At 64.8% G+C, this 16,615-nt stretch carries 17 protein-coding genes; 3 read left to right on the forward strand and 14 right to left on the reverse strand.

What is annotated here, in order from left to right:
• The first annotated feature begins 73 nt into the window (after positions 1 to 73).
• Positions 74 to 1,084: an AI-2E family transporter gene (locus BLV47_RS26515; RefSeq protein WP_092319165.1), complete on the forward strand. Its 1,011-nt coding sequence runs from the start codon at positions 74 to 76 to the stop codon at positions 1,082 to 1,084.
• A gap of 93 nt (positions 1,085 to 1,177) precedes the next feature.
• Here the strand turns inward: BLV47_RS26515 and BLV47_RS26520 are convergent, their stop codons facing one another.
• Positions 1,178 to 2,443 carry an Hsp70 family protein gene (locus tag BLV47_RS26520; RefSeq protein WP_092319166.1) on the reverse strand — a complete coding sequence of 422 codons (1,266 nt, stop codon included), beginning with the start codon at positions 2,441 to 2,443 and terminating at the stop codon, positions 1,178 to 1,180.
• A 298-nt stretch (positions 2,444 to 2,741) separates the two neighbouring features.
• Here BLV47_RS26520 and BLV47_RS26525 point away from each other — a divergent pair, with 298 nt between their 5' ends.
• Both BLV47_RS26525 and BLV47_RS26530 read left to right on the forward strand, forming a co-directional pair.
• A complete protein-coding gene (locus BLV47_RS26525; protein ID WP_060841868.1) occupies positions 2,742 to 3,680 on the forward strand; it encodes a DnaJ C-terminal domain-containing protein in 939 nt (312 codons plus the stop codon).
• Between the two features lie 20 nt (positions 3,681 to 3,700).
• Positions 3,701 to 4,006 (forward strand): chaperone modulator CbpM, encoded by a 306-nt coding sequence (locus BLV47_RS26530; RefSeq protein ID WP_173655925.1) that lies wholly within the window; start codon positions 3,701 to 3,703, stop codon positions 4,004 to 4,006.
• Between the two features lie 394 nt (positions 4,007 to 4,400).
• Here BLV47_RS26530 and BLV47_RS26535 read toward each other — a convergent pair whose 3' ends face one another.
• The 13 genes from BLV47_RS26535 to BLV47_RS26595 form a co-directional block, all read right to left on the reverse strand.
• Positions 4,401 to 5,534, reverse strand: coding sequence for a sensor histidine kinase (locus BLV47_RS26535; RefSeq protein WP_092319168.1), 1,134 nt, complete (start codon positions 5,532 to 5,534; stop codon positions 4,401 to 4,403).
• Between the two features lie 98 nt (positions 5,535 to 5,632).
• Entirely contained in the window at positions 5,633 to 7,333 is a 1,701-nt protein-coding gene (gene ureC, locus BLV47_RS26540; protein WP_092319170.1) for an urease subunit alpha, read from the reverse strand.
• 108 nt (positions 7,334 to 7,441) lie between these two features.
• Positions 7,442 to 7,747, reverse strand: coding sequence for an urease subunit beta (locus tag BLV47_RS26545; protein ID WP_092319172.1), 306 nt, complete (start codon positions 7,745 to 7,747; stop codon positions 7,442 to 7,444).
• Positions 7,744 to 8,277: a GNAT family N-acetyltransferase gene (locus BLV47_RS26550; protein ID WP_092319174.1), complete on the reverse strand. Its 534-nt coding sequence runs from the start codon at positions 8,275 to 8,277 to the stop codon at positions 7,744 to 7,746. Before BLV47_RS26550 ends, BLV47_RS26545 begins: the two co-directional genes overlap by 4 nt.
• Positions 8,278 to 8,284: 7 nt before the next feature.
• Positions 8,285 to 8,818, reverse strand: coding sequence for a GNAT family N-acetyltransferase (locus BLV47_RS26555; protein ID WP_092319176.1), 534 nt, complete (start codon positions 8,816 to 8,818; stop codon positions 8,285 to 8,287).
• A gap of 9 nt (positions 8,819 to 8,827) precedes the next feature.
• Positions 8,828 to 9,130, reverse strand: coding sequence for an urease subunit gamma (locus BLV47_RS26560; protein WP_060837311.1), 303 nt, complete (start codon positions 9,128 to 9,130; stop codon positions 8,828 to 8,830).
• Between the two features lie 43 nt (positions 9,131 to 9,173).
• On the reverse strand, positions 9,174 to 10,013 hold the full coding sequence (locus BLV47_RS26565) for an urease accessory protein UreD (protein ID WP_092319178.1): 840 nt from the start codon (positions 10,011 to 10,013) through the stop codon (positions 9,174 to 9,176).
• 30 nt (positions 10,014 to 10,043) lie between these two features.
• Complete coding sequence (urtE, locus tag BLV47_RS26570; RefSeq protein ID WP_092319180.1) at positions 10,044 to 10,742, reverse strand: urea ABC transporter ATP-binding subunit UrtE; 699 nt, start codon at positions 10,740 to 10,742, stop codon at positions 10,044 to 10,046.
• Positions 10,743 to 10,867: 125 nt separating this feature from the next.
• On the reverse strand, positions 10,868 to 11,728 hold the full coding sequence (gene urtD / locus BLV47_RS26575) for an urea ABC transporter ATP-binding protein UrtD (protein ID WP_092319182.1): 861 nt from the start codon (positions 11,726 to 11,728) through the stop codon (positions 10,868 to 10,870).
• Positions 11,725 to 12,804 (reverse strand): urea ABC transporter permease subunit UrtC, encoded by a 1,080-nt coding sequence (urtC, locus tag BLV47_RS26580; protein WP_092319184.1) that lies wholly within the window; start codon positions 12,802 to 12,804, stop codon positions 11,725 to 11,727. The genes urtD and urtC overlap by 4 nt, the downstream gene beginning before the upstream one ends.
• Complete coding sequence (urtB, locus tag BLV47_RS26585; RefSeq protein ID WP_092319186.1) at positions 12,804 to 14,306, reverse strand: urea ABC transporter permease subunit UrtB; 1,503 nt, start codon at positions 14,304 to 14,306, stop codon at positions 12,804 to 12,806. Before urtB ends, urtC begins: the two co-directional genes overlap by 1 nt.
• Positions 14,307 to 14,453: 147 nt before the next feature.
• On the reverse strand, positions 14,454 to 15,719 hold the full coding sequence (gene urtA / locus BLV47_RS26590; RefSeq protein WP_092319188.1) for an urea ABC transporter substrate-binding protein: 1,266 nt from the start codon (positions 15,717 to 15,719) through the stop codon (positions 14,454 to 14,456).
• A gap of 227 nt (positions 15,720 to 15,946) precedes the next feature.
• Positions 15,947 to 16,246, reverse strand: coding sequence for a 7(1) septoil knot domain-containing protein (locus BLV47_RS26595; protein ID WP_092319190.1), 300 nt, complete (start codon positions 16,244 to 16,246; stop codon positions 15,947 to 15,949).
• Positions 16,247 to 16,615 lie beyond the last annotated feature (369 nt).

Here is a 16,615-nt window from a genome sequence, read left to right on the forward strand (position 1 = left end):
GCCTGCCACTATTCCTCAGGGGTGAAGGCTGGCAGACTGCCGGTCTTTTCCCCGCTGTCTGTCTTGAGGCTGTATGCCAACGTTTTCACAGCGTCATCTGTTGTTCATCAGTTGGATCATCATCTTCGGTGGCCTGTTGCTGGCCTTGCCCCTGCGTCTGTTGCCCAGCCTGCTGGCCGGTCTCTTGGTGTTCGAGCTGGTCAACATGCTCACTCCGCAATTGCAGCGGCTGATCGAGGGCCGGCGCGCGCGCTGGCTGGCGGTGGCGCTGCTGGGCACCCTGGTGGTCAGCCTGCTGACCCTGCTGTTCGCCGGGGCCATCAGTTTCCTGTTGCATGAAGCCGAGAACCCCGGCGCTTCGCTGGGCAAGTTCATGGTGGTGGTGGACAAGGCCCGGGGCCAGTTGCCGCCGTTCCTCGATTCCTACCTGCCGGCCAGCGCTGCCGAGTTCCAGGCCGCCATCGGCGCTTGGGCCAGCAAGCACCTGAGCGAGCTGCAACTGGTGGGCAAGGACGCGGCGCACATGTTCGTGACCTTGCTGATCGGCATGGTCCTGGGGGCGATCATCGCCTTGCAGCGCATCCCCGACCTGACCAAGCGCAAACCCCTGGCGGCGGCGCTGTTCGATCGCCTGCACCTGCTGGTCCAGGCGTTTCGCAACATCGTCTTCGCGCAGATCAAGATCTCCCTGCTCAACACCTTCTTCACCGGGATCTTCCTGGCCCTGATCCTGCCGCTGTTCGGGGTCAAGCTGCCGTTGACCAAGACCCTGATCGTGCTGACCTTCCTGCTCGGCCTGCTGCCGGTGATCGGCAACCTGATCTCCAACACCCTGATCACCATCGTCGGTTTGTCGCTGTCGATCTGGGTGGCGGTGGCGGCGCTGGGCTACCTGATCTTTATCCACAAGCTGGAATACTTCCTCAACGCGCGGATCGTCGGCGGGCAGATCAGTGCCAAGTCCTGGGAACTGCTCCTGGCGATGCTGGTGTTCGAGGCCGCCTTCGGCCTGCCCGGAGTGGTGGCGGGGCCGATTTATTATGCGTACCTGAAGAGCGAACTGAAGCTGGCAGGCTTGGTCTAGGAGCAGCTACAAGCGGCAAGCCACAAGCTGCAAGAGAGCCGAACACCGCTCTGCCTTGACTTGCAGCTTGCCGCTTGAAGCTTACCGCTGCCTTTATCCGTAACGCTTCTTGGCCTCGATCGCCAGGCCGCTGCCGATGCTGCCGAAGATGTTGCCTTCCACGTGATGGGCATTGGGCAGCATGGCCGCCACGCTCTGGCGCAGCGCCGGAATGCCGCTGGAGCCGCCGGTGAAGAACACCGTATCGACCTGACCCACGCCGACATCGGCGTCACTCAGCAACTGGGTGACGCTGGTGCGGATGCGTTCCAGCAGGCCGTCGATCGACGATTCGAACAGCGCCCGGCTCAGGTCGACGCAGAGGTCGCGCTCGATGCGGTCCAGGGCCACCAGGCGGTTCTCGGCGTGGGTCAGCTGGATCTTGGTTTCTTCCACTTCCATGGCCAGCCAGTGCCCGGCGCGTTGCTCGATCAGCTTGAACAGGCGGTCGATGCCGCCGGTGTCCTCGATGTCGTAGCGCATGCTGCCCAGGGCCAGCTGGGACTTTTGCGAGTACACCGAGTTGATGGTGTGCCAGGTCGCCAGGTTCATGTGGTGGCTGGTGGGCATGTAGGCGCCGCTCTTCATCCGGCTGCCGTAGCCGAACAGCGGCATCACGCCCTGCAGGCTCAACTGCTTGTCGAAGTCGGTGCCGCCGACGTGCACGCCGCCGGTGGCGAGGATGTCGTCGTGACGGTTGTCGACGCCACGGCGTTCGGGGGACAGGCGCACCAGGGAGAAGTCCGAAGTACCGCCGCCGATGTCGACGATCAGCACCAGCTCTTCGCGCTCAATGGTGGACTCGTAGTCGAAGGCCGCGGCGATCGGTTCGTACTGGAAGGACACGTCCTTGAAGCCGATCTTGCGCGCCACTTCCACCAGGGTGTCTTCGGCTTCCTGGTCGGCGGCGGCGTCGTCATCGACGAAGAACACCGGGCGGCCCAGTACCACTTGCTCGAATTCCCGACCGGCGGCGGCTTCGGCGCGGCTTTTCAGCTGGCCGATGAACAGCCCCAAGAGGTCCTTGAAGGGCATGGCGGTGCCCAGCACGCTGGTGTCGTGCTTGATCAGCTTGGAGCCCAGCAGGCTTTTCAGCGAGCGCATCAGCCGGCCTTCGTAGCCTTCCAGGTATTCGTGCAGTGCCAGGCGGCCGTACACCGGACGGCGCTCCTCGATATTGAAGAACACCACCGAAGGCAGGGTGATCTTGTCGTCCTCCAGGGCGATCAGCGTTTCCTCGCCGGGGCGCAGCCAGCCGACGGTGGAGTTGGAGGTACCGAAGTCAATGCCGCAGGCCCGGGCCGGGGTGGCGTTGTTCATGTCTTTGGATCCGGTGAAAAAAACGGCCGCGCAGCGTACGCCAGTCGTCGCGCGTTGCAAAGGCCGACTATGTGCTAAATCGCAACCCGTGGTGCCTTGAAAGACTATCCTTGACCCCCAAACTTGCAGGCATGGGCCGAGCAGTCGTCCAGGGATCACAAGATCCGCCCGCGGCTGCCGATAAACTTCTGATGCGCCGTTCAGTCAGAGGATTGAGATTGATCAATTCTCATGCTGCCAGACCGAGCATGCTGTGCTGTACGCCGCGCGACTTTGATAACGGATGGTGACTCCCTCGATGGACTTCAAAGACTATTACAAGATTCTCGGCGTGGAGCCGACAGCGGACGACAAGGCGATCAAGGCCGCCTATCGCAAGCTGGCGCGCAAGTACCACCCCGACGTCAGTAAGGAAAAGGATGCCGAGGCCAAGTTCAAGGATGCCTCGGAAGCCTACGAGGCGCTGAAAAGCGCCGACAAGCGCGCCGAATACGACGACCTGCGCAAGTACGGCCAGCATGGCCAGCCCTTCCAGGGGCCGCCGGGCTGGCAGAGCCGTGGCGGCTTTGGCGGTGGCGATGGTGGTGACTTCTCGGACTTCTTCAGTTCGATCTTTGGTAACCGGGGGCCAGGATTCGGCGGCCCGGAACAGCGCCGCAGCAGCGGTCGTCGTGGACAGGATGTGGAAATGGAACTGCCGATCTTTCTTGAGGAAACCCTGTCGACCGAGTCGAAGAAGATCAGCTTCCAGGTGCCGCAGTACAACGCCGCCGGCCAGCATGTGAGCAATACCAGCAAGAGCCTGAACGTGAAGATTCCGGCCGGGGTCACCGACGGCGAGCGCATCCGCCTCAAGGGCCAGGGCGCGCCTGGCGTGGGCGGCGGAGCCAATGGCGACCTGTACCTGACCATTCGCTTCGCGCCGCATCCGAAGTTCGATGTCGAAGGCGAGAACCTGATCATCACACTGCCGCTGGCCCCCTGGGAGCTGGCGCTGGGGACCGAGGTGGCGGTGCCGACCCTGACCGGCAAGATCAACCTCAAGGTTCCGGCCGGCAGCCAGAACGGCCAGCGCATGCGCGCCAAGGGCCACGGCCTGCTGAACAAGGCCGGCCAGCGTGGCTACCTGTTCGTCCAGCTCAAGGCGGTGATGCCCAAGCACACCGGCGACGACGTCAAGGCCTTGTGGCAGGAACTGGCGAAGAAGGCGGCGTTCGACCCTCGGGAAAATTTCTGATTCGACACTAGGAGGCGCCGATCATGAGCACACTGATCGTTCAGCTGGACATGGAAGAATTCTGTGAAGTGGCCGACCTGTCGGCGGCCTACGTGATCGAAATCGTCGAGCACGGCATCCTCGAACCTCAGGGGACGGCGCCCCAGAATTGGCGTTTCAGTGACGTCGAGCTGTCCCTGGCCAAGCGCGCGGCCAAGCTGCGCCGCGACCTTGATCTGGAGTGGGAGGGGGTCGCCCTGGCCCTGGACCTGCTGGACGAAGTGCGGCAACTGCGGGCGGAGAACCAGATGCTCAGGCAGCGCCTGGGGCGCCTGCTGCTGGATTGATCTCCCTCATCGCGTAGGAGCCGGCTTGCCGGCGAAGGGGCCCTTGAGCCTTGCGCAATCCGGGCCGACGCCTTCGCTGGCAAGCCAGCTCCTACGGTTTGCCACCCGCCCGCTGTAGGAGCCGGCTTGCCGGCGAAGGGACCCTTGGGCCTTGCGCAATCCAGCCTGACGCCTTCGCTGGCCAGCCAGCTCCTACGGTTTGCCGCCCGCCCGCTGTAGGAGCCGGCTTGCCGGCGAAGGGGCCCTTGAGCCCTGCGCAATCCAGGCCGACGCCTTCGCTGGCAAGCCAGCTCCTACGGTTTGCCACCCGCTCGCTGTAGGAGCCGGCTTGCCGGCGAAGGGGCCCCTGAGCCTTGCGCAATCCAGCCTGACGCCTTCGCTGGCCAGCCAGCTCCTACGAGGTGGCGCGGGAGACCCTTGGCAGGGTGATGGTGAAGGTGGTGCCGTCGCTCTGGCTGGAACTGACTTCGATGCTGCCCTGGTGCGCCGTCACCACTTCCTTGACGATGAACAGGCCCAGGCCAAGGCTGGTGCTGGTACTGCCCAGTTCCTCGTCGGCGCTGCGCACCAGCGGGTCAAACAGGGTGGCCAGGGCTTCCTGGGGGATGGGGGCGCCGTAGTTGTGAACGGTCAGCAGCACTTGCTCGGCGCCGCCGGTGAGGGTCACGGTGACGGTGCGGCGGTTGCTGCCGTGCTGCAAGGCATTGCCGATCAGGTTCTGCAGCATCTGCTCGATGCGGGCGCGGTCCCAGATGCCGTGGCTGTCCCCTTCAAAGCTCAACAGCGGCATGCAGTCGGGCTGGCCCGCGCAGGCTTCGTCCATGGCCGCCCTGGCCGCGCTGGCCAGGTCCATGGGCGCGGGGTCGATGGGCAGGCCGTTGCCCAGCCGACTGCGGACGAACTCCAGCAAATCGCTGACCATGGCGCCCATGTGTCGGGTGCCGGTCTTGATGCGTGAGACAAAGGCCTGGGCGTCCTCATCCAGCGGCACTTTGCGCGCCAGCATCTCGGTGGACATGCTCACCGCTTGCAGCGGCGCCCGCAGATCGTGGCCCAGAATCGCCAGGAAGATGTCCCGTGAACGGCTGACCTGCTCGGCATAGGCGGTGGTGGATTCGGCCAGGGCTTCGTCGATCGCCTCGTTGAAGCGGATCATGTCCTGCAGCTGTTCCAGGTCCGGGGTTGCCAGGCTGGCGACCCACAAGCGGATCACACAGGCCCGCAAGTGGCGGAACTCCGACGTCATTTGCACCAGGTCGAAACCTACGTGATGGCGCAGTTCGCCATGGCTGGCGGCGGCCGCATCCAGGCTCGGTGACTTGTCCGGGCCTTCGCCCCTGGCCTTGGCCAATTGCTCCCCCGGGCTCTGGCTGGTGCGCATGTCCCGGGCGGCGGCCAGCAGAATCGATCGCGAGTGATCCCGCAGGTCGCTGCGGGTCAGGCAGCCAGGGGCCAGGGTCCTGGCAAATTGTTCCCATTCATCAACGATTTGCTCAACGTGCTGGACGATGAAATCGGACAGGCGCATAGCCGGGCACCTTAGTGGGCAGAGAGTGGAAAGCGAGACGCATCTTAGCGCCATATCCATCGCTTCAACACCGTCCCTGCCCAGCGGCCGGTTGGGGTTCAGAAGAGGAAATAGCGCTGGGCCATGGGCAGCACATCCGCCGGTTCGCACCACAGCAAAACGCCATCGGCCTTGACCTGATAGGTCTGCGGGTCGACCTCGATGTTCGGCAGGTAGTCGTTATGGATCAGGTCGCTCTTTTGCACCGTGCGACAGCCCTTGACCACGGCGATGCGTTTCTTCAGGCCCAGTTGTTCCGGCACTCCGGCATCCATTGCCGCCTGGCTGATGAAGATCAGGCTGGTGGCGTGGCGGCTGCCGCCGTAACTGGCGAACATCGGCCGGTAGTGCACCGGCTGCGGGGTCGGGATCGAGGCGTTGGCATCGCCCATCAGGCTCGCGGCAATCGCCCCGCCCTTGAGGATCAGGGTCGGCTTGACTCCGAAAAACGCCGGGCGCCAGAGCACCAGGTCAGCCCACTTGCCGACTTCGATGGAGCCCACTTCATGGCTGATGCCATGGGTGATCGCCGGGTTGATGGTGTACTTGGCGATGTAGCGCTTGACCCGGAAGTTGCTGTTGCCCGGGCCGTCGCCCGGCAGCGGGCCGCGCTGGCGGTGCATCTTGTCGGCGGTCTGCCAGGTGCGGGTCACCACCTCGCCGACCCGGCCCATGGCCTGGCTGTCGGAGCTGATCATCGAGAACGCCCCCAGGTCGTGGAGGATGTCCTCGGCGGCGATGGTCTCGCGGCGGATGCGGCTTTCGGCGAAGGCCACGTCTTCGGCGATGCTCGGGTCCAGGTGATGGCAGACCATCAGCATGTCCAGGTGTTCGTCGATGGTGTTGCGAGTGAAGGGCCTGGTCGGGTTGGTGGAGCTGGGCAACACGTTGGCAAAGCCGCAGGCCTTGATGATGTCCGGGGCGTGGCCGCCGCCGGCGCCTTCGGTGTGGTAGGTGTGGATGGTGCGCCCCTTGAAGGCGCCCAGGGTGGTTTCGACGAAGCCGGACTCGTTGAGGGTGTCGGTGTGGATCGCCACCTGCACGTCGTACGCATCGGCCACGCTCAGGCAATTGTCGATGCTGGCCGGGGTGCTGCCCCAGTCCTCGTGCAACTTGAGGCCGATGGCCCCGGCCTTGACTTGCTCGATCAAGGGCTCCGGCAGGCTGGCGTTGCCCTTGCCGGTAAAACCGATGTTCATCGGGAAGGCGTCCGCGGCCTGGAGCATGCGCGCCATGTGCCAGGGGCCCGAGGTGCAGGTGGTGGCGTTGGTTCCGGTGGCCGGTCCGGTGCCGCCGCCGATCATGGTGGTGACGCCGCTCATCAGCGCTTCTTCGATCTGCTGCGGGCAGATGAAGTGGATGTGGGTGTCGATGCCGCCGGCGGTGAGGATCATGCCCTCGCCGGCGATCACCTCGGTGCTGGCGCCGATGGCGATGGTCACGTCGGGCTGGATATCCGGATTGCCAGCCTTGCCGATGGCGGCGATGCGTCCGTCCTTGAGGCCGACATCGGCCTTGACGATGCCCCAGTGATCGATGATCAGCGCGTTGGTGATCAGGGTATCCACCACATCGCACGCCAGCAGTTGGCTCTGGCCCATGCCATCGCGGATCACCTTGCCGCCGCCGAACTTCACTTCTTCACCGTAGGTGGTGAAGTCCTTTTCCACTTCGATCCACAACTCGGTGTCGGCCAGGCGTACCTTGTCACCCACGGTGGGGCCGAACATGTCGGCGTAGGCCTCACGGGAAATCTTCATCGCAGCTCCTTACAGAAACAGGTCTTGTAGGAGCCGGCTTGCCGGCGAATGAGCCCGAAAGAGCGCATTCGCCAGCAAGCTGGCTCCTACGTGCGTAGGGTCGAGGGTTCAGAGCTCACCCATGATGCGTCCGGCAAAGCCGAACACCCGGCGCTTGCCGGCCAGCTCCACCAGTTCCACTTCCCGGGTCTGGCCCGGTTCGAAGCGCACCGCGGTGCCGGCGGCGATGTTCAGGCGCATGCCGCGGCTGGCGGCGCGGTCGAAGGTCAGGGCGTCGTTGGTTTCGAAAAAGTGATAGTGCGAGCCGACCTGGATCGGCCGGTCGCCGCTGTTGGACACCTTCAGGCTCAAGGTGCGGCGCCCGACGTTGAGTTCGATCTCGCCGGGCTGGATCTGGTATTGGCCAGGAATCATAGCGGTTGTCCCAGGGTCTTGTAGTAGATGGCGGTAGGGGTGTAGGTGCCGTCCGGGCTCTGGCAGTAGTTGGGCAGTTCGCCGACCCGGGTGTACCCCAGGGCACGGTAGAACTCCTCCGCCGCCGAGCCGGCCTCGGTGTCCAGGTACAGCAGCCCGCGTCGGTGCTGGCGGGCGACCTGTTCCAGGGCGTTCATCAGTTGCTGGCCCAGGCCGCGCCGCCGGGCGCTGTGCAGCACCATGAGCTTTTGCACTTCGGCGCGGTTGCGCCCGTTGGCCTTCATGCACAGCGCCAATTGCACGCTGGCCAGGACCCTCTCGTCATGCACCACCACCCACAGCAGCAGGCTGCCGTCCTCGACCCCGGCCTGCACGCTGCTGAGGTAGGCCCGGGCCTGGCTGTCATCCAGGTCGGCCATGAAGCCGACGGACGCGCCGTGTTGCACCGAGTCCAGCAGCAGGTCGATAAGGCCCTGACGGTAATGGGCAAAGCTTTCTCCATGGACTCGGCGCAGTTGGGCGGCGTTCATCGAGAGGTCACTCCTGGTGAGGGGCGGGCGGCAGTGCCCCGGGGTTGAGAGTCAGTTGCATGAAGGTCAGGTCCAGCCAGCGCCCGAACTTGGTGCCCACCTGGGGCATCTGCCCGGTAATGATGAAACCGAGGCGCTCATGCAGACGGATCGAGGCGCTGTTGGCGCTCTCGATGGCGGCCACCATCACGTGCTTGTCACAGCCACGGGCGCGCTCCAGCAGCACCGCCATCAGTTGTGGACCCAGGCCATTGCCGCGCTGGTCGCGACGCACGTAGACCGAGTGTTCCACGGTGTGGCGAAAGCCGTCGAAGGGCCGCCAGTCGCCGAAGGAAGCGTAGCCGAGCACCTGCTCCTCGGCGTTGACAATCACCAGGATCGGATAGCCCTGGCCCTGGCGCGCGCTGAACCAGGCCTGGCGGTTGCCCAGGTCCACCGGGGTGTCGTTCCAGATCGCCGTGGTATTGAGCACGGCGTCGTTGTAGATGTCGCGGATCGCCGGCAGGTCGGCGTGCAGCGCATCACGGATGCGATAGGTCATGACGCGGCCTCAGGCGATGGGTTGGTGGACAGTGACCAGCTTGGTGCCGTCGGGGAAGGTGGCCTCCACCTGGATCTCCGGGATCATCTCCGGGATGCCTTCCATTACCTGTTCGCGGCTGAGCAGGGTGGTGCCGTAGTGCATGAGGTCGGCCACGCTCTGGCCGTCCCGGGCGCCTTCGAGCAGCGCGGCGGAGATGTAGGCCATGGCTTCCGGGTAGTTGAGCTTGAGGCCGCGGGCCAGTCGCCGCTCGGCCACCAGGCCGGCGGTGAAGATCAGCAGCTTGTCTTTTTCGCGTGGGGTCAGGTCCATCGTGATCGATCCGTCGTTGGGCAGTTTTAAAAGGGCAGGTGTTTCATGTGTTCCAGATCCTCGGCGGTACGGCTTCGCGGCCCAGCAGGGCCGGGCGCAGCAGGCGCCACAGGTCGATGAGCCAGGCGCGGGCCAGCAGCGCCTCGCTGGCCAGGCAGCGGGCCACCAGCAGCCCCGGCAGCTGGCTCAGGTCGCCGCGTACCGGATGCTGCAGAGAGCGACAGCGCTCCAGCAGTGGGCTGTCGAGGTCGCCGGTCACCAGCAAGGTGGCGAACACCGGCTGGCCGTCCAGGCCGATGGGCGAATCCAGCAGGCCGTCGTCGCCGCTGATGCGCTGGCGCTCATGCCACAGCGGCCGGCCGTCGCGGCGGATATCCAGGTGGGCCTGGAAATGTCCGTGCTCGAAGCGCTCGCCGCTGGCCGGGCGGCCGAGGGCGACGATGTCCCAATAGAACAGCCGGGCATCGCCTTGCAGGTCGATCCGGGTCGTCAGTTCGGCCTGGGCGGCGCTGAAGACGATGGTTTCCTGGGGCAGCCATTCCAGGGTCGCCCCCGGCGCTACTTGCAGGTCCAGGGTCTGCCCGGCCGGGCTGTTGGCGCGATACCACTTGGCGGCGCCAGGGCTGGTCAACTGGGCCCAGGCGTCGCGCTCGACCCGGGCACTGATGGCCAGCCGGTCGCCGCCGGCGATGCCTCCGGGCGGGTGGACGATGATGTGCTGGCAGACCTCGGGGCCTTCGGCATACAGGTGCTTCTGCACCCGCAGCGGGCCCAGGTGGCGGCGCAGGACCGGGCGCGTGCCGGCGCCGAAGCGGGCGTAGGCCAGTTCCAGCTCGGCGTGCCAGCTGGGGGTGAACAGGGCGGTGGCGGCAGGTGAGTTCATGCTGTGTGATTATCGTTAGGAGGCTACAGATTAGATCGTAACCAGGCCGCGTACACCGTCGGCCTGCATATTTTCCCCACGACCCTGCTGGATGATTTCCCCCCGGGACATCACCAGGTACTGGTCGGCCAGTTCGGCGGCAAAGTCGTAGAACTGCTCCACCAGCACAATCGCCATGTCGCCCCGGGCCGCGAGTTGCTTGATCACCGCGCCGATCTCCTTGATCACCGAGGGCTGGATGCCTTCGGTGGGCTCATCGAGGATCAGCAGCCGGGGCCGACTGGCCAGGGCTCGGCCGATGGCCAGCTGTTGCTGCTGGCCGCCGGAGAGGTCGCCGCCGCGGCGCTGCTTCATCTGCAACAGCACCGGGAACAGCTCGTAGATGAAGGCCGGGACGGCCTTGGCTTCTTGCGCGCCGAAGCGCGAAAGCCCCATCAGCAGGTTTTCCTCCACGGTCAGGCGAGCAAAAATCTCCCGCCCCTGGGGCACGTAGGCGATGCCGGCCTGGACCCGTTGGTGTGGCTTGTAGCCGGTGATGGCCCGGCCCTCCCAGTGGACCGCGCCCTCCCTGGCCGGCAGCAGGCCCATCAGGCACTTGAGCAGGGTGGTCTTGCCCACGCCGTTGCGCCCGAGCAGGCAGGTCACTTCGCCGATCCGGGCCTCGAAGCTCAGGCCCCGGAGGATGTGGCTACCGCCATAAAACTGATGAAGCTGTTGGACCTGTAGCATGGGCACTCTCCGGGAAATGGCAGAAAAACAGTGATTAGTTGCAAGCTTCAAGCTGCAAGTAAGGGCGGGACCGATGCGCTTGGGCTTCTTGCTTGCCGCTTGAAGCTTGCAACTTGCCGCTGCTCCTATCGTCCGAGGTACACCTCGATCACTCGCTCGTTTTCCTGCACCTGATCCAGCGATCCTTCGGCCAGCACGCTGCCCTGATGCAGCACGGTGACGTGGTCGGCAATCGAGCCGACAAAGCCCATGTCATGCTCCACCACCATCAGCGAGTGCCGGCCGGCCAGGCTCTTGAACAGCTCGGCGGTGAACTCGGTTTCGGCATCGGTCATGCCCGCCACCGGCTCGTCCAGCAACAGCAATTGCGGGTCCTGCATCAGCAGCATGCCGATCTCCAGGAACTGCTTCTGGCCGTGGGACAGCAGGCCGGCCTGGCGCCGGGCCGAGGGGCTCAGGCGAATCGTCTCCAGTACCTGGGCGATACGGTCCTGCTGTTCGCCACTCAGGCGCGCGCCGAGGCTGGCCCACACCGATTTATCGGTCTTCTGCGCCAGTTCCAGGTTTTCGAACACGCTCAGGGCCTCGAACACCGTGGGCTTCTGGAACTTGCGGCCGATCCCTGCTTGGGCGATCTGCACTTCGCTCATCCGGGTCAGGTCCAGGGTTTCGCCGAACCAGGCCTTGCCCCGGGTCGGCCGGGTCTTGCCGGTGATCACGTCCATCAGGGTGGTCTTGCCCGCGCCGTTGGGGCCGATGATGCAGCGCAGCTCGCCAACGCCGATGTACAGGTTGAGGTTGTTGAGGGCCTTGAAGCCATCGAAGCTGACGCTGATGTCCTCCAGGGTCAGGAGGGTGCCGTGACGGGTGTTCAGGCCCTTGCCGGCGGCCTGGCCGAGGCCGATGGCGTCGCGGCTGCTGCCCTGGTCCTTGTTGGGTTCGAGTATGGGGTCGAGCATGAAGTCCGCCGTGGCCGTGACTCTCATTGTGCACCTCGTTTGTTCAGCAGGCCGATCACGCCCTTGGGCAGGTACAGGGTCACCACGATGAACAGGGCGCCGAGGAAGAACAGCCAGTATTCGGGAAAGGCCACGGTGAACCAGCTCTTCATGCCGTTCACCAGCCCGGCGCCCAGCAGCGGGCCGATCAGCGTGCCGCGCCCGCCCAGGGCCACCCACACCGCGGCCTCGATGGAGTTGGTGGGGGACATTTCGCTGGGGTTGATGATGCCCACCTGGGGTACGTACAAGGCTCCGGCCAGGCCACAGAGCACCGCGCTCAGGACCCAGACGAACAGCTTGAAGCCGCGCGGGTCGTAGCCGCAGAACATCAGGCGGTTCTCGGCGTCGCGCAGGGCGGTCAGCACTCGCCCGAACTTGCTCCGGGCCAGGCGCCAGCCCAGGTACAGGCTGGCCACCAGCAACAGCACCGTGGCCAGGAACAGCACCGCCCGGGTGCCGGGCTCGGTGATGCCGAAGCCCAGGATGCTGCGGAAGTTGGTGAAACCGTTGTTGCCGCCAAAGCCCGTCTCGTTGCGGAAGAACAGCAGCATCCCGGCGAAGGTCAGGGCCTGGGTCATGATCGAGAAGTACACGCCCTTGATCCGCGAGCGGAAGGCGAAGAAGCCGAACACCAGGGCCAGCAGACCCGGGGCCAACACCACCAGGCACAGGGCCCAGAGGAAGTGGCTGGTGCCGGTCCAGTACCAGGGCAGCTCGGTCCACGAGAGAAAGGTCATGAATGCCGGCAGGCCGTCTCCGGCGGCCTGGCGCATCAGGTACATGCCCATGGCGTAGCCGCCCAGGGCGAAGAACAGCCCGTGCCCCAGGGATAGCAACCCGGCGTAGCCCCAGACCAGGTCCAGGGCCAGGGCGACGATGGCGTAGCAGAGGATCTTGCCCACCAGGGTCAGGGTGTAGGCCGAGACGTGCAGCGGGTGGTCGGCTGCCAGCAGCGACAACAGTGGCAACGCCAGCAACACCAGGAGCAGCAGTGCGCCGACGCCGAGCGTGACCCTGGGCCCGACTTTCTGGCTGGCGGTAATCAGCAGTGGTTGGTTCATCAGTCGATCACCCGTCCTTTCAATGCAAAGAGTCCCTGCGGGCGTTTCTGGATAAACAGAATGATCAGCGCGAGGATCAGGATCTTGCCCAGCACGGCGCCGATCTGCGGTTCGAGGATCTTGTTGGCGATCCCCAGACCAAAGGCCGCCAGCACGCTGCCGGCCAACTGGCCGACGCCGCCGAGCACTACCACCAGGAACGAGTCGATGATGTAGCTCTGGCCCAGGTCCGGGCCAACGTTGCCGATCTGGCTCAGGGCCACGCCGCCCAGGCCGGCGATCCCCGAGCCGAGGCCGAAGGCGAGCATGTCCACCCGGCCGGTGGGCACGCCGCAGCAGGCGGCCATGTTGCGGTTCTGGGTCACCGCGCGCACGTTCAGGCCCAGGCGGGTCCTGTTCAGCAGCAGCCAGGTGAGCAGCACCACAAACAGGGCGAAGGCGATGATCACGATGCGGTTGTAGGGCAGCACCAGATTGGGCAGGACCTGGATGCCGCCCGACAGCCAGGCCGGATTGGCCACCTCGACGTTCTGCGCGCCGAACAGCAGGCGCACCAATTGGATCAGCATCAGGCTGATGCCCCAGGTGGCCAGCAGGGTTTCCAGTGGGCGGCCGTAGAGATGGCGGATCACCGTGCGCTCCAGGGCCATGCCGATGGCGGCGGTGACAAAAAACGCCACCGGCAGGGCCAGCAATGGGTAGAACTCGATGGCCTGCGGGGCAAAACGCTGGAACAGCCACTGCACCACGTAGGTGGAGTAGGCGCCGAGCATCAGCATCTCGCCGTGGGCCATGTTGATCACCCCCAGCAGGCCGAAGGTGATGGCCAGCCCCAGGGCCGCCAGCAGCAGGATCGAACCCAGGGACAGGCCGCTGAAGGCCTGTCCCAGTACCTCGCCCAGCAGCAACTGGCGTTTGACCTGGGCCAGGCTGGTCTGCGCCGCGGTGCGTACCGCGGCATCGGCTTCGACGCCCGGCTCCAGCAAGCCTTCAAGGCGGGTGCGGGCCAGCGGGTCGCCGGTTTCCCCCAGCAGGCGCACGGCGGCCAGGCGCACCGCCGGATCGCTGTCTACCAGCTGCAGGTTGGCCAGGGCCAGGCTCAGGGCGGCGTGCACGCCTGGGTCCTGCTCGGTGGCGAGCCGGGCATCGAGGAATTTCAGTTGCGCCGGCTTGGCGCTTTTCTGCAGCTGCCGGGCGGCGTCGAGCCGGGTGCTGGCCTCGGCGGCGAGCAATTGATGACTGGCCAGCGTGGTGTCGATCAGGCCCCGCAGGCGGTTGTTCAGGCGCAGGGTCTTGTTTTCACCGGCGATGCTCAACTGGCCTTGTTGCAGGGCCTTGAGCAGTTCCAGGCGCGCCGGATCGGGCTGCGCGGCCCAGGTTTCCAGTAGCTGCGCCTGTTGGTTGGAGTTGGCCGCGACAAAGTCTTCGGCTTCACCGGCCTGGGCCACCCAGGGCAGCAATAGCAGGCAGGCGAGGATGAAACGGTAAAGGGCAGTGGGCATATCGATGTCCTTGAAAGCGCCCGGAGAACCCGTAGGAGCGAGCTGGCTCGCGATCCGTGCAGCGGCCAGCCGCGCGGTTTTCGTTGCAGGTCCTGTGGACCTCATCGCGAGCAAGCTCGCTCCTACAGGGAAGGCGTCAGGTTCGGATCAGTTGCTCTTGACCGCGTAGTCAGGCTTCTTGTCGTTGCCCGGAATGAACGGGCTCCAGGGCTGGGCACGGATCGGCCCTTCGGTCTGCCACACCACGTTGAACTGACCGTCCGGCTGGATCTCGCCGATCATCACCGGCTTGTGCAGGTGGTGGTTGGTCTTGTCCATGGTCAGGGTGTAGCCCGACGGCGCGGCGAAGGTCTGCCCGGCCAGGGCCTCACGGACCTTGTCGACCTCGATGGACTTGGCTTTCTCCACTGCCTGGGCCCACATGTGGATGCCGACGTAGGTGGCTTCCATCGGGTCGTTGGTCACCGCCTTGTCCGCGCCCGGCAGGTTCTTGGCCTTGGCGTAGGCCTTCCAGGCGGCGACGAACTTCTGGTTCACCGGGTTATCCACCGACTCGAAGTAGTTCCACGCCGCGAGGTTGCCCACCAGCGGCTTGGTGTCGATGCCGCGCAGTTCTTCCTCGCCCACCGAGAACGCCACCACCGGCACCTCGGTGGCTTTCAGGCCCTGGTTGGCCAGTTCCTTGTAGAAAGGCACGTTGGAGTCGCCGTTGACCGTGGAGATCACCGCGGTCTTGCCGCCGGCGGAGAACTTCTTGATGTTGGCGACGATGGTTTGATAGTCGCTGTGGCCGAACGGGGTATAGACCTCTTCGATGTCCTTGTCGGCCACGCCCTTGGAATGCAGGAACGAGCGCAGGATCTTGTTGGTGGTGCGCGGGTAGACGTAGTCGGTGCCCAGCAGGAAGAAGCGCTTGGCGCTGCCGCCGTCTTCGCTCATCAGGTATTCCACGGCCGGGATCGCCTGCTGGTTCGGCGCGGCGCCGGTGTAGAAGACGTTGGGCGACATTTCTTCGCCTTCGTACTGCACCGGGTAGAACAGCAGGCCGTTGAGTTCCTCGAACACCGGCAGCACCGATTTGCGCGACACCGAAGTCCAGCAGCCGAACACCACCGCCACCTTGTCCTGGGTCAGCAACTGGCGGCCCTTCTCGGCGAACAGTGGCCAGTTGGACGCCGGGTCCACCACCACCGGTTCCAGCAGCTTGCCGTTGACTCCGCCCTTGGCGTTGATCTCGTCGATGGTCATCAGCGCCATGTCTTTGAGCGAGGTTTCCGAGATCGCCATGGTCCCCGACAGCGAATGCAGGATCCCGACCTTGATGGTCTCGGCGGCCTGGACGGTCCAGGTCAGGCCCATCGCGGCAATGCTTGCCGTGAGGGTGAAAGCCTTGAGCAAACTACGACGCTTCATTGTGCGATCTCCATGAACTTTTGATTTTTTTTCAGGTGGTAGATGCGGACTGCTGAAGGCTGTTTTGCAAGGGGTGTGCCGAGTCGGCGCGAGGCATGAAAACGTCGCTTTAACTGCAATGGCGGGAGAGGCAATGCCCCAAGAGGAGGCCTGGATCAGAGGATGGTGCGCAGGGATGCGTCATTGTGGTGCTGGCGCAGCGCGCCAGCACAGGCCAGCGAGTGGCTTCAATTCACGCCGGGAAAGGAGTCGACGTATTTGATGGTGAAATCGGGAAAGGAGTCGACGATCTGGATCTTGTAGTCGGGAAAGCTGTTGACGATTTTCCACTTGCCCGGCGAGTCGGCAAAGGAGTTGACCTGCTTGACCTTCAGGTCGGGAAACGAGTTCACCACCTTGACCTTGTAGTCGGGGAAGCTGTTGACGATCTGGATGTTGCCGTAGATTTTCGAGACGTCGACCGAAGTGCCGGCCTGGGCGCCAAGGGCGGTGCCGAGCAGCACGGCCAAGAGTGCGGTTCTGAACATGAGACTCATCCTGAGAGATCCAAGCGCGCGATCTTAAAGCACCGACGACGATTGTAGGAGCTGGCTTGCCAGCGAAGAGCCCCGCGAACCGGGCACAAGGCTCACGGGCGCCTTCGCCGGCAAGCCGGCTCCTACATCGGGTGCACCTGTTCCTGTCATGCCGTAGGAGCTGGCTTGCCAGCGAAGAGGCCCGCGAACCGGGCACAAGGCTCACGGGCGCCTTCGCCGGCAAGCCGGCTCCTACACCGGGTGCACCTGTTCCTGTCATGCCGAAGGAGCTGGCTTGCCAGCGAAGAGCCCCGCGAACCGGGCGCAAGGCCCACGGGCGCCTTCGCCGGCAAGCCGGTTCCTACAGCGGGTGCACCTGTT

It is taken from the genome of Pseudomonas saponiphila (genome assembly GCF_900105185.1).
Classification (GTDB): domain Bacteria; phylum Pseudomonadota; class Gammaproteobacteria; order Pseudomonadales; family Pseudomonadaceae; genus Aquipseudomonas; species Aquipseudomonas saponiphila.

Bases quoted from the DNA above. Each gene is read 5' to 3' on its own strand.
- BLV47_RS26515 (WP_092319165.1), top strand. From the start codon at position 74: ATGCCAACGTTTTCACAGCGTCATCTGTTGTTCATCAGTTGGATCATC.
- BLV47_RS26520 (WP_092319166.1), bottom strand. From the start codon at position 2,443: ATGAACAACGCCACCCCGGCCCGGGCCTGCGGCATTGACTTCGGTACC.
- BLV47_RS26525 (WP_060841868.1), top strand. From the start codon at position 2,742: ATGGACTTCAAAGACTATTACAAGATTCTCGGCGTGGAGCCGACAGCG.
- BLV47_RS26535 (WP_092319168.1), bottom strand. From the start codon at position 5,534: ATGCGCCTGTCCGATTTCATCGTCCAGCACGTTGAGCAAATCGTTGAT.
- ureC (WP_092319170.1), bottom strand. From the start codon at position 7,333: ATGAAGATTTCCCGTGAGGCCTACGCCGACATGTTCGGCCCCACCGTG.
- BLV47_RS26545 (WP_092319172.1), bottom strand. From the start codon at position 7,747: ATGATTCCTGGCCAATACCAGATCCAGCCCGGCGAGATCGAACTCAAC.
- BLV47_RS26550 (WP_092319174.1), bottom strand. From the start codon at position 8,277: ATGAACGCCGCCCAACTGCGCCGAGTCCATGGAGAAAGCTTTGCCCAT.
- BLV47_RS26555 (WP_092319176.1), bottom strand. From the start codon at position 8,818: ATGACCTATCGCATCCGTGATGCGCTGCACGCCGACCTGCCGGCGATC.
- BLV47_RS26560 (WP_060837311.1), bottom strand. From the start codon at position 9,130: ATGGACCTGACCCCACGCGAAAAAGACAAGCTGCTGATCTTCACCGCC.
- BLV47_RS26565 (WP_092319178.1), bottom strand. From the start codon at position 10,013: ATGAACTCACCTGCCGCCACCGCCCTGTTCACCCCCAGCTGGCACGCC.
- urtE (WP_092319180.1), bottom strand. From the start codon at position 10,742: ATGCTACAGGTCCAACAGCTTCATCAGTTTTATGGCGGTAGCCACATC.
- urtD (WP_092319182.1), bottom strand. From the start codon at position 11,728: ATGAGAGTCACGGCCACGGCGGACTTCATGCTCGACCCCATACTCGAA.
- urtC (WP_092319184.1), bottom strand. From the start codon at position 12,804: ATGAACCAACCACTGCTGATTACCGCCAGCCAGAAAGTCGGGCCCAGG.
- urtB (WP_092319186.1), bottom strand. From the start codon at position 14,306: ATGCCCACTGCCCTTTACCGTTTCATCCTCGCCTGCCTGCTATTGCTG.
- urtA (WP_092319188.1), bottom strand. From the start codon at position 15,719: ATGAAGCGTCGTAGTTTGCTCAAGGCTTTCACCCTCACGGCAAGCATT.
- BLV47_RS26595 (WP_092319190.1), bottom strand. From the start codon at position 16,246: ATGTTCAGAACCGCACTCTTGGCCGTGCTGCTCGGCACCGCCCTTGGC.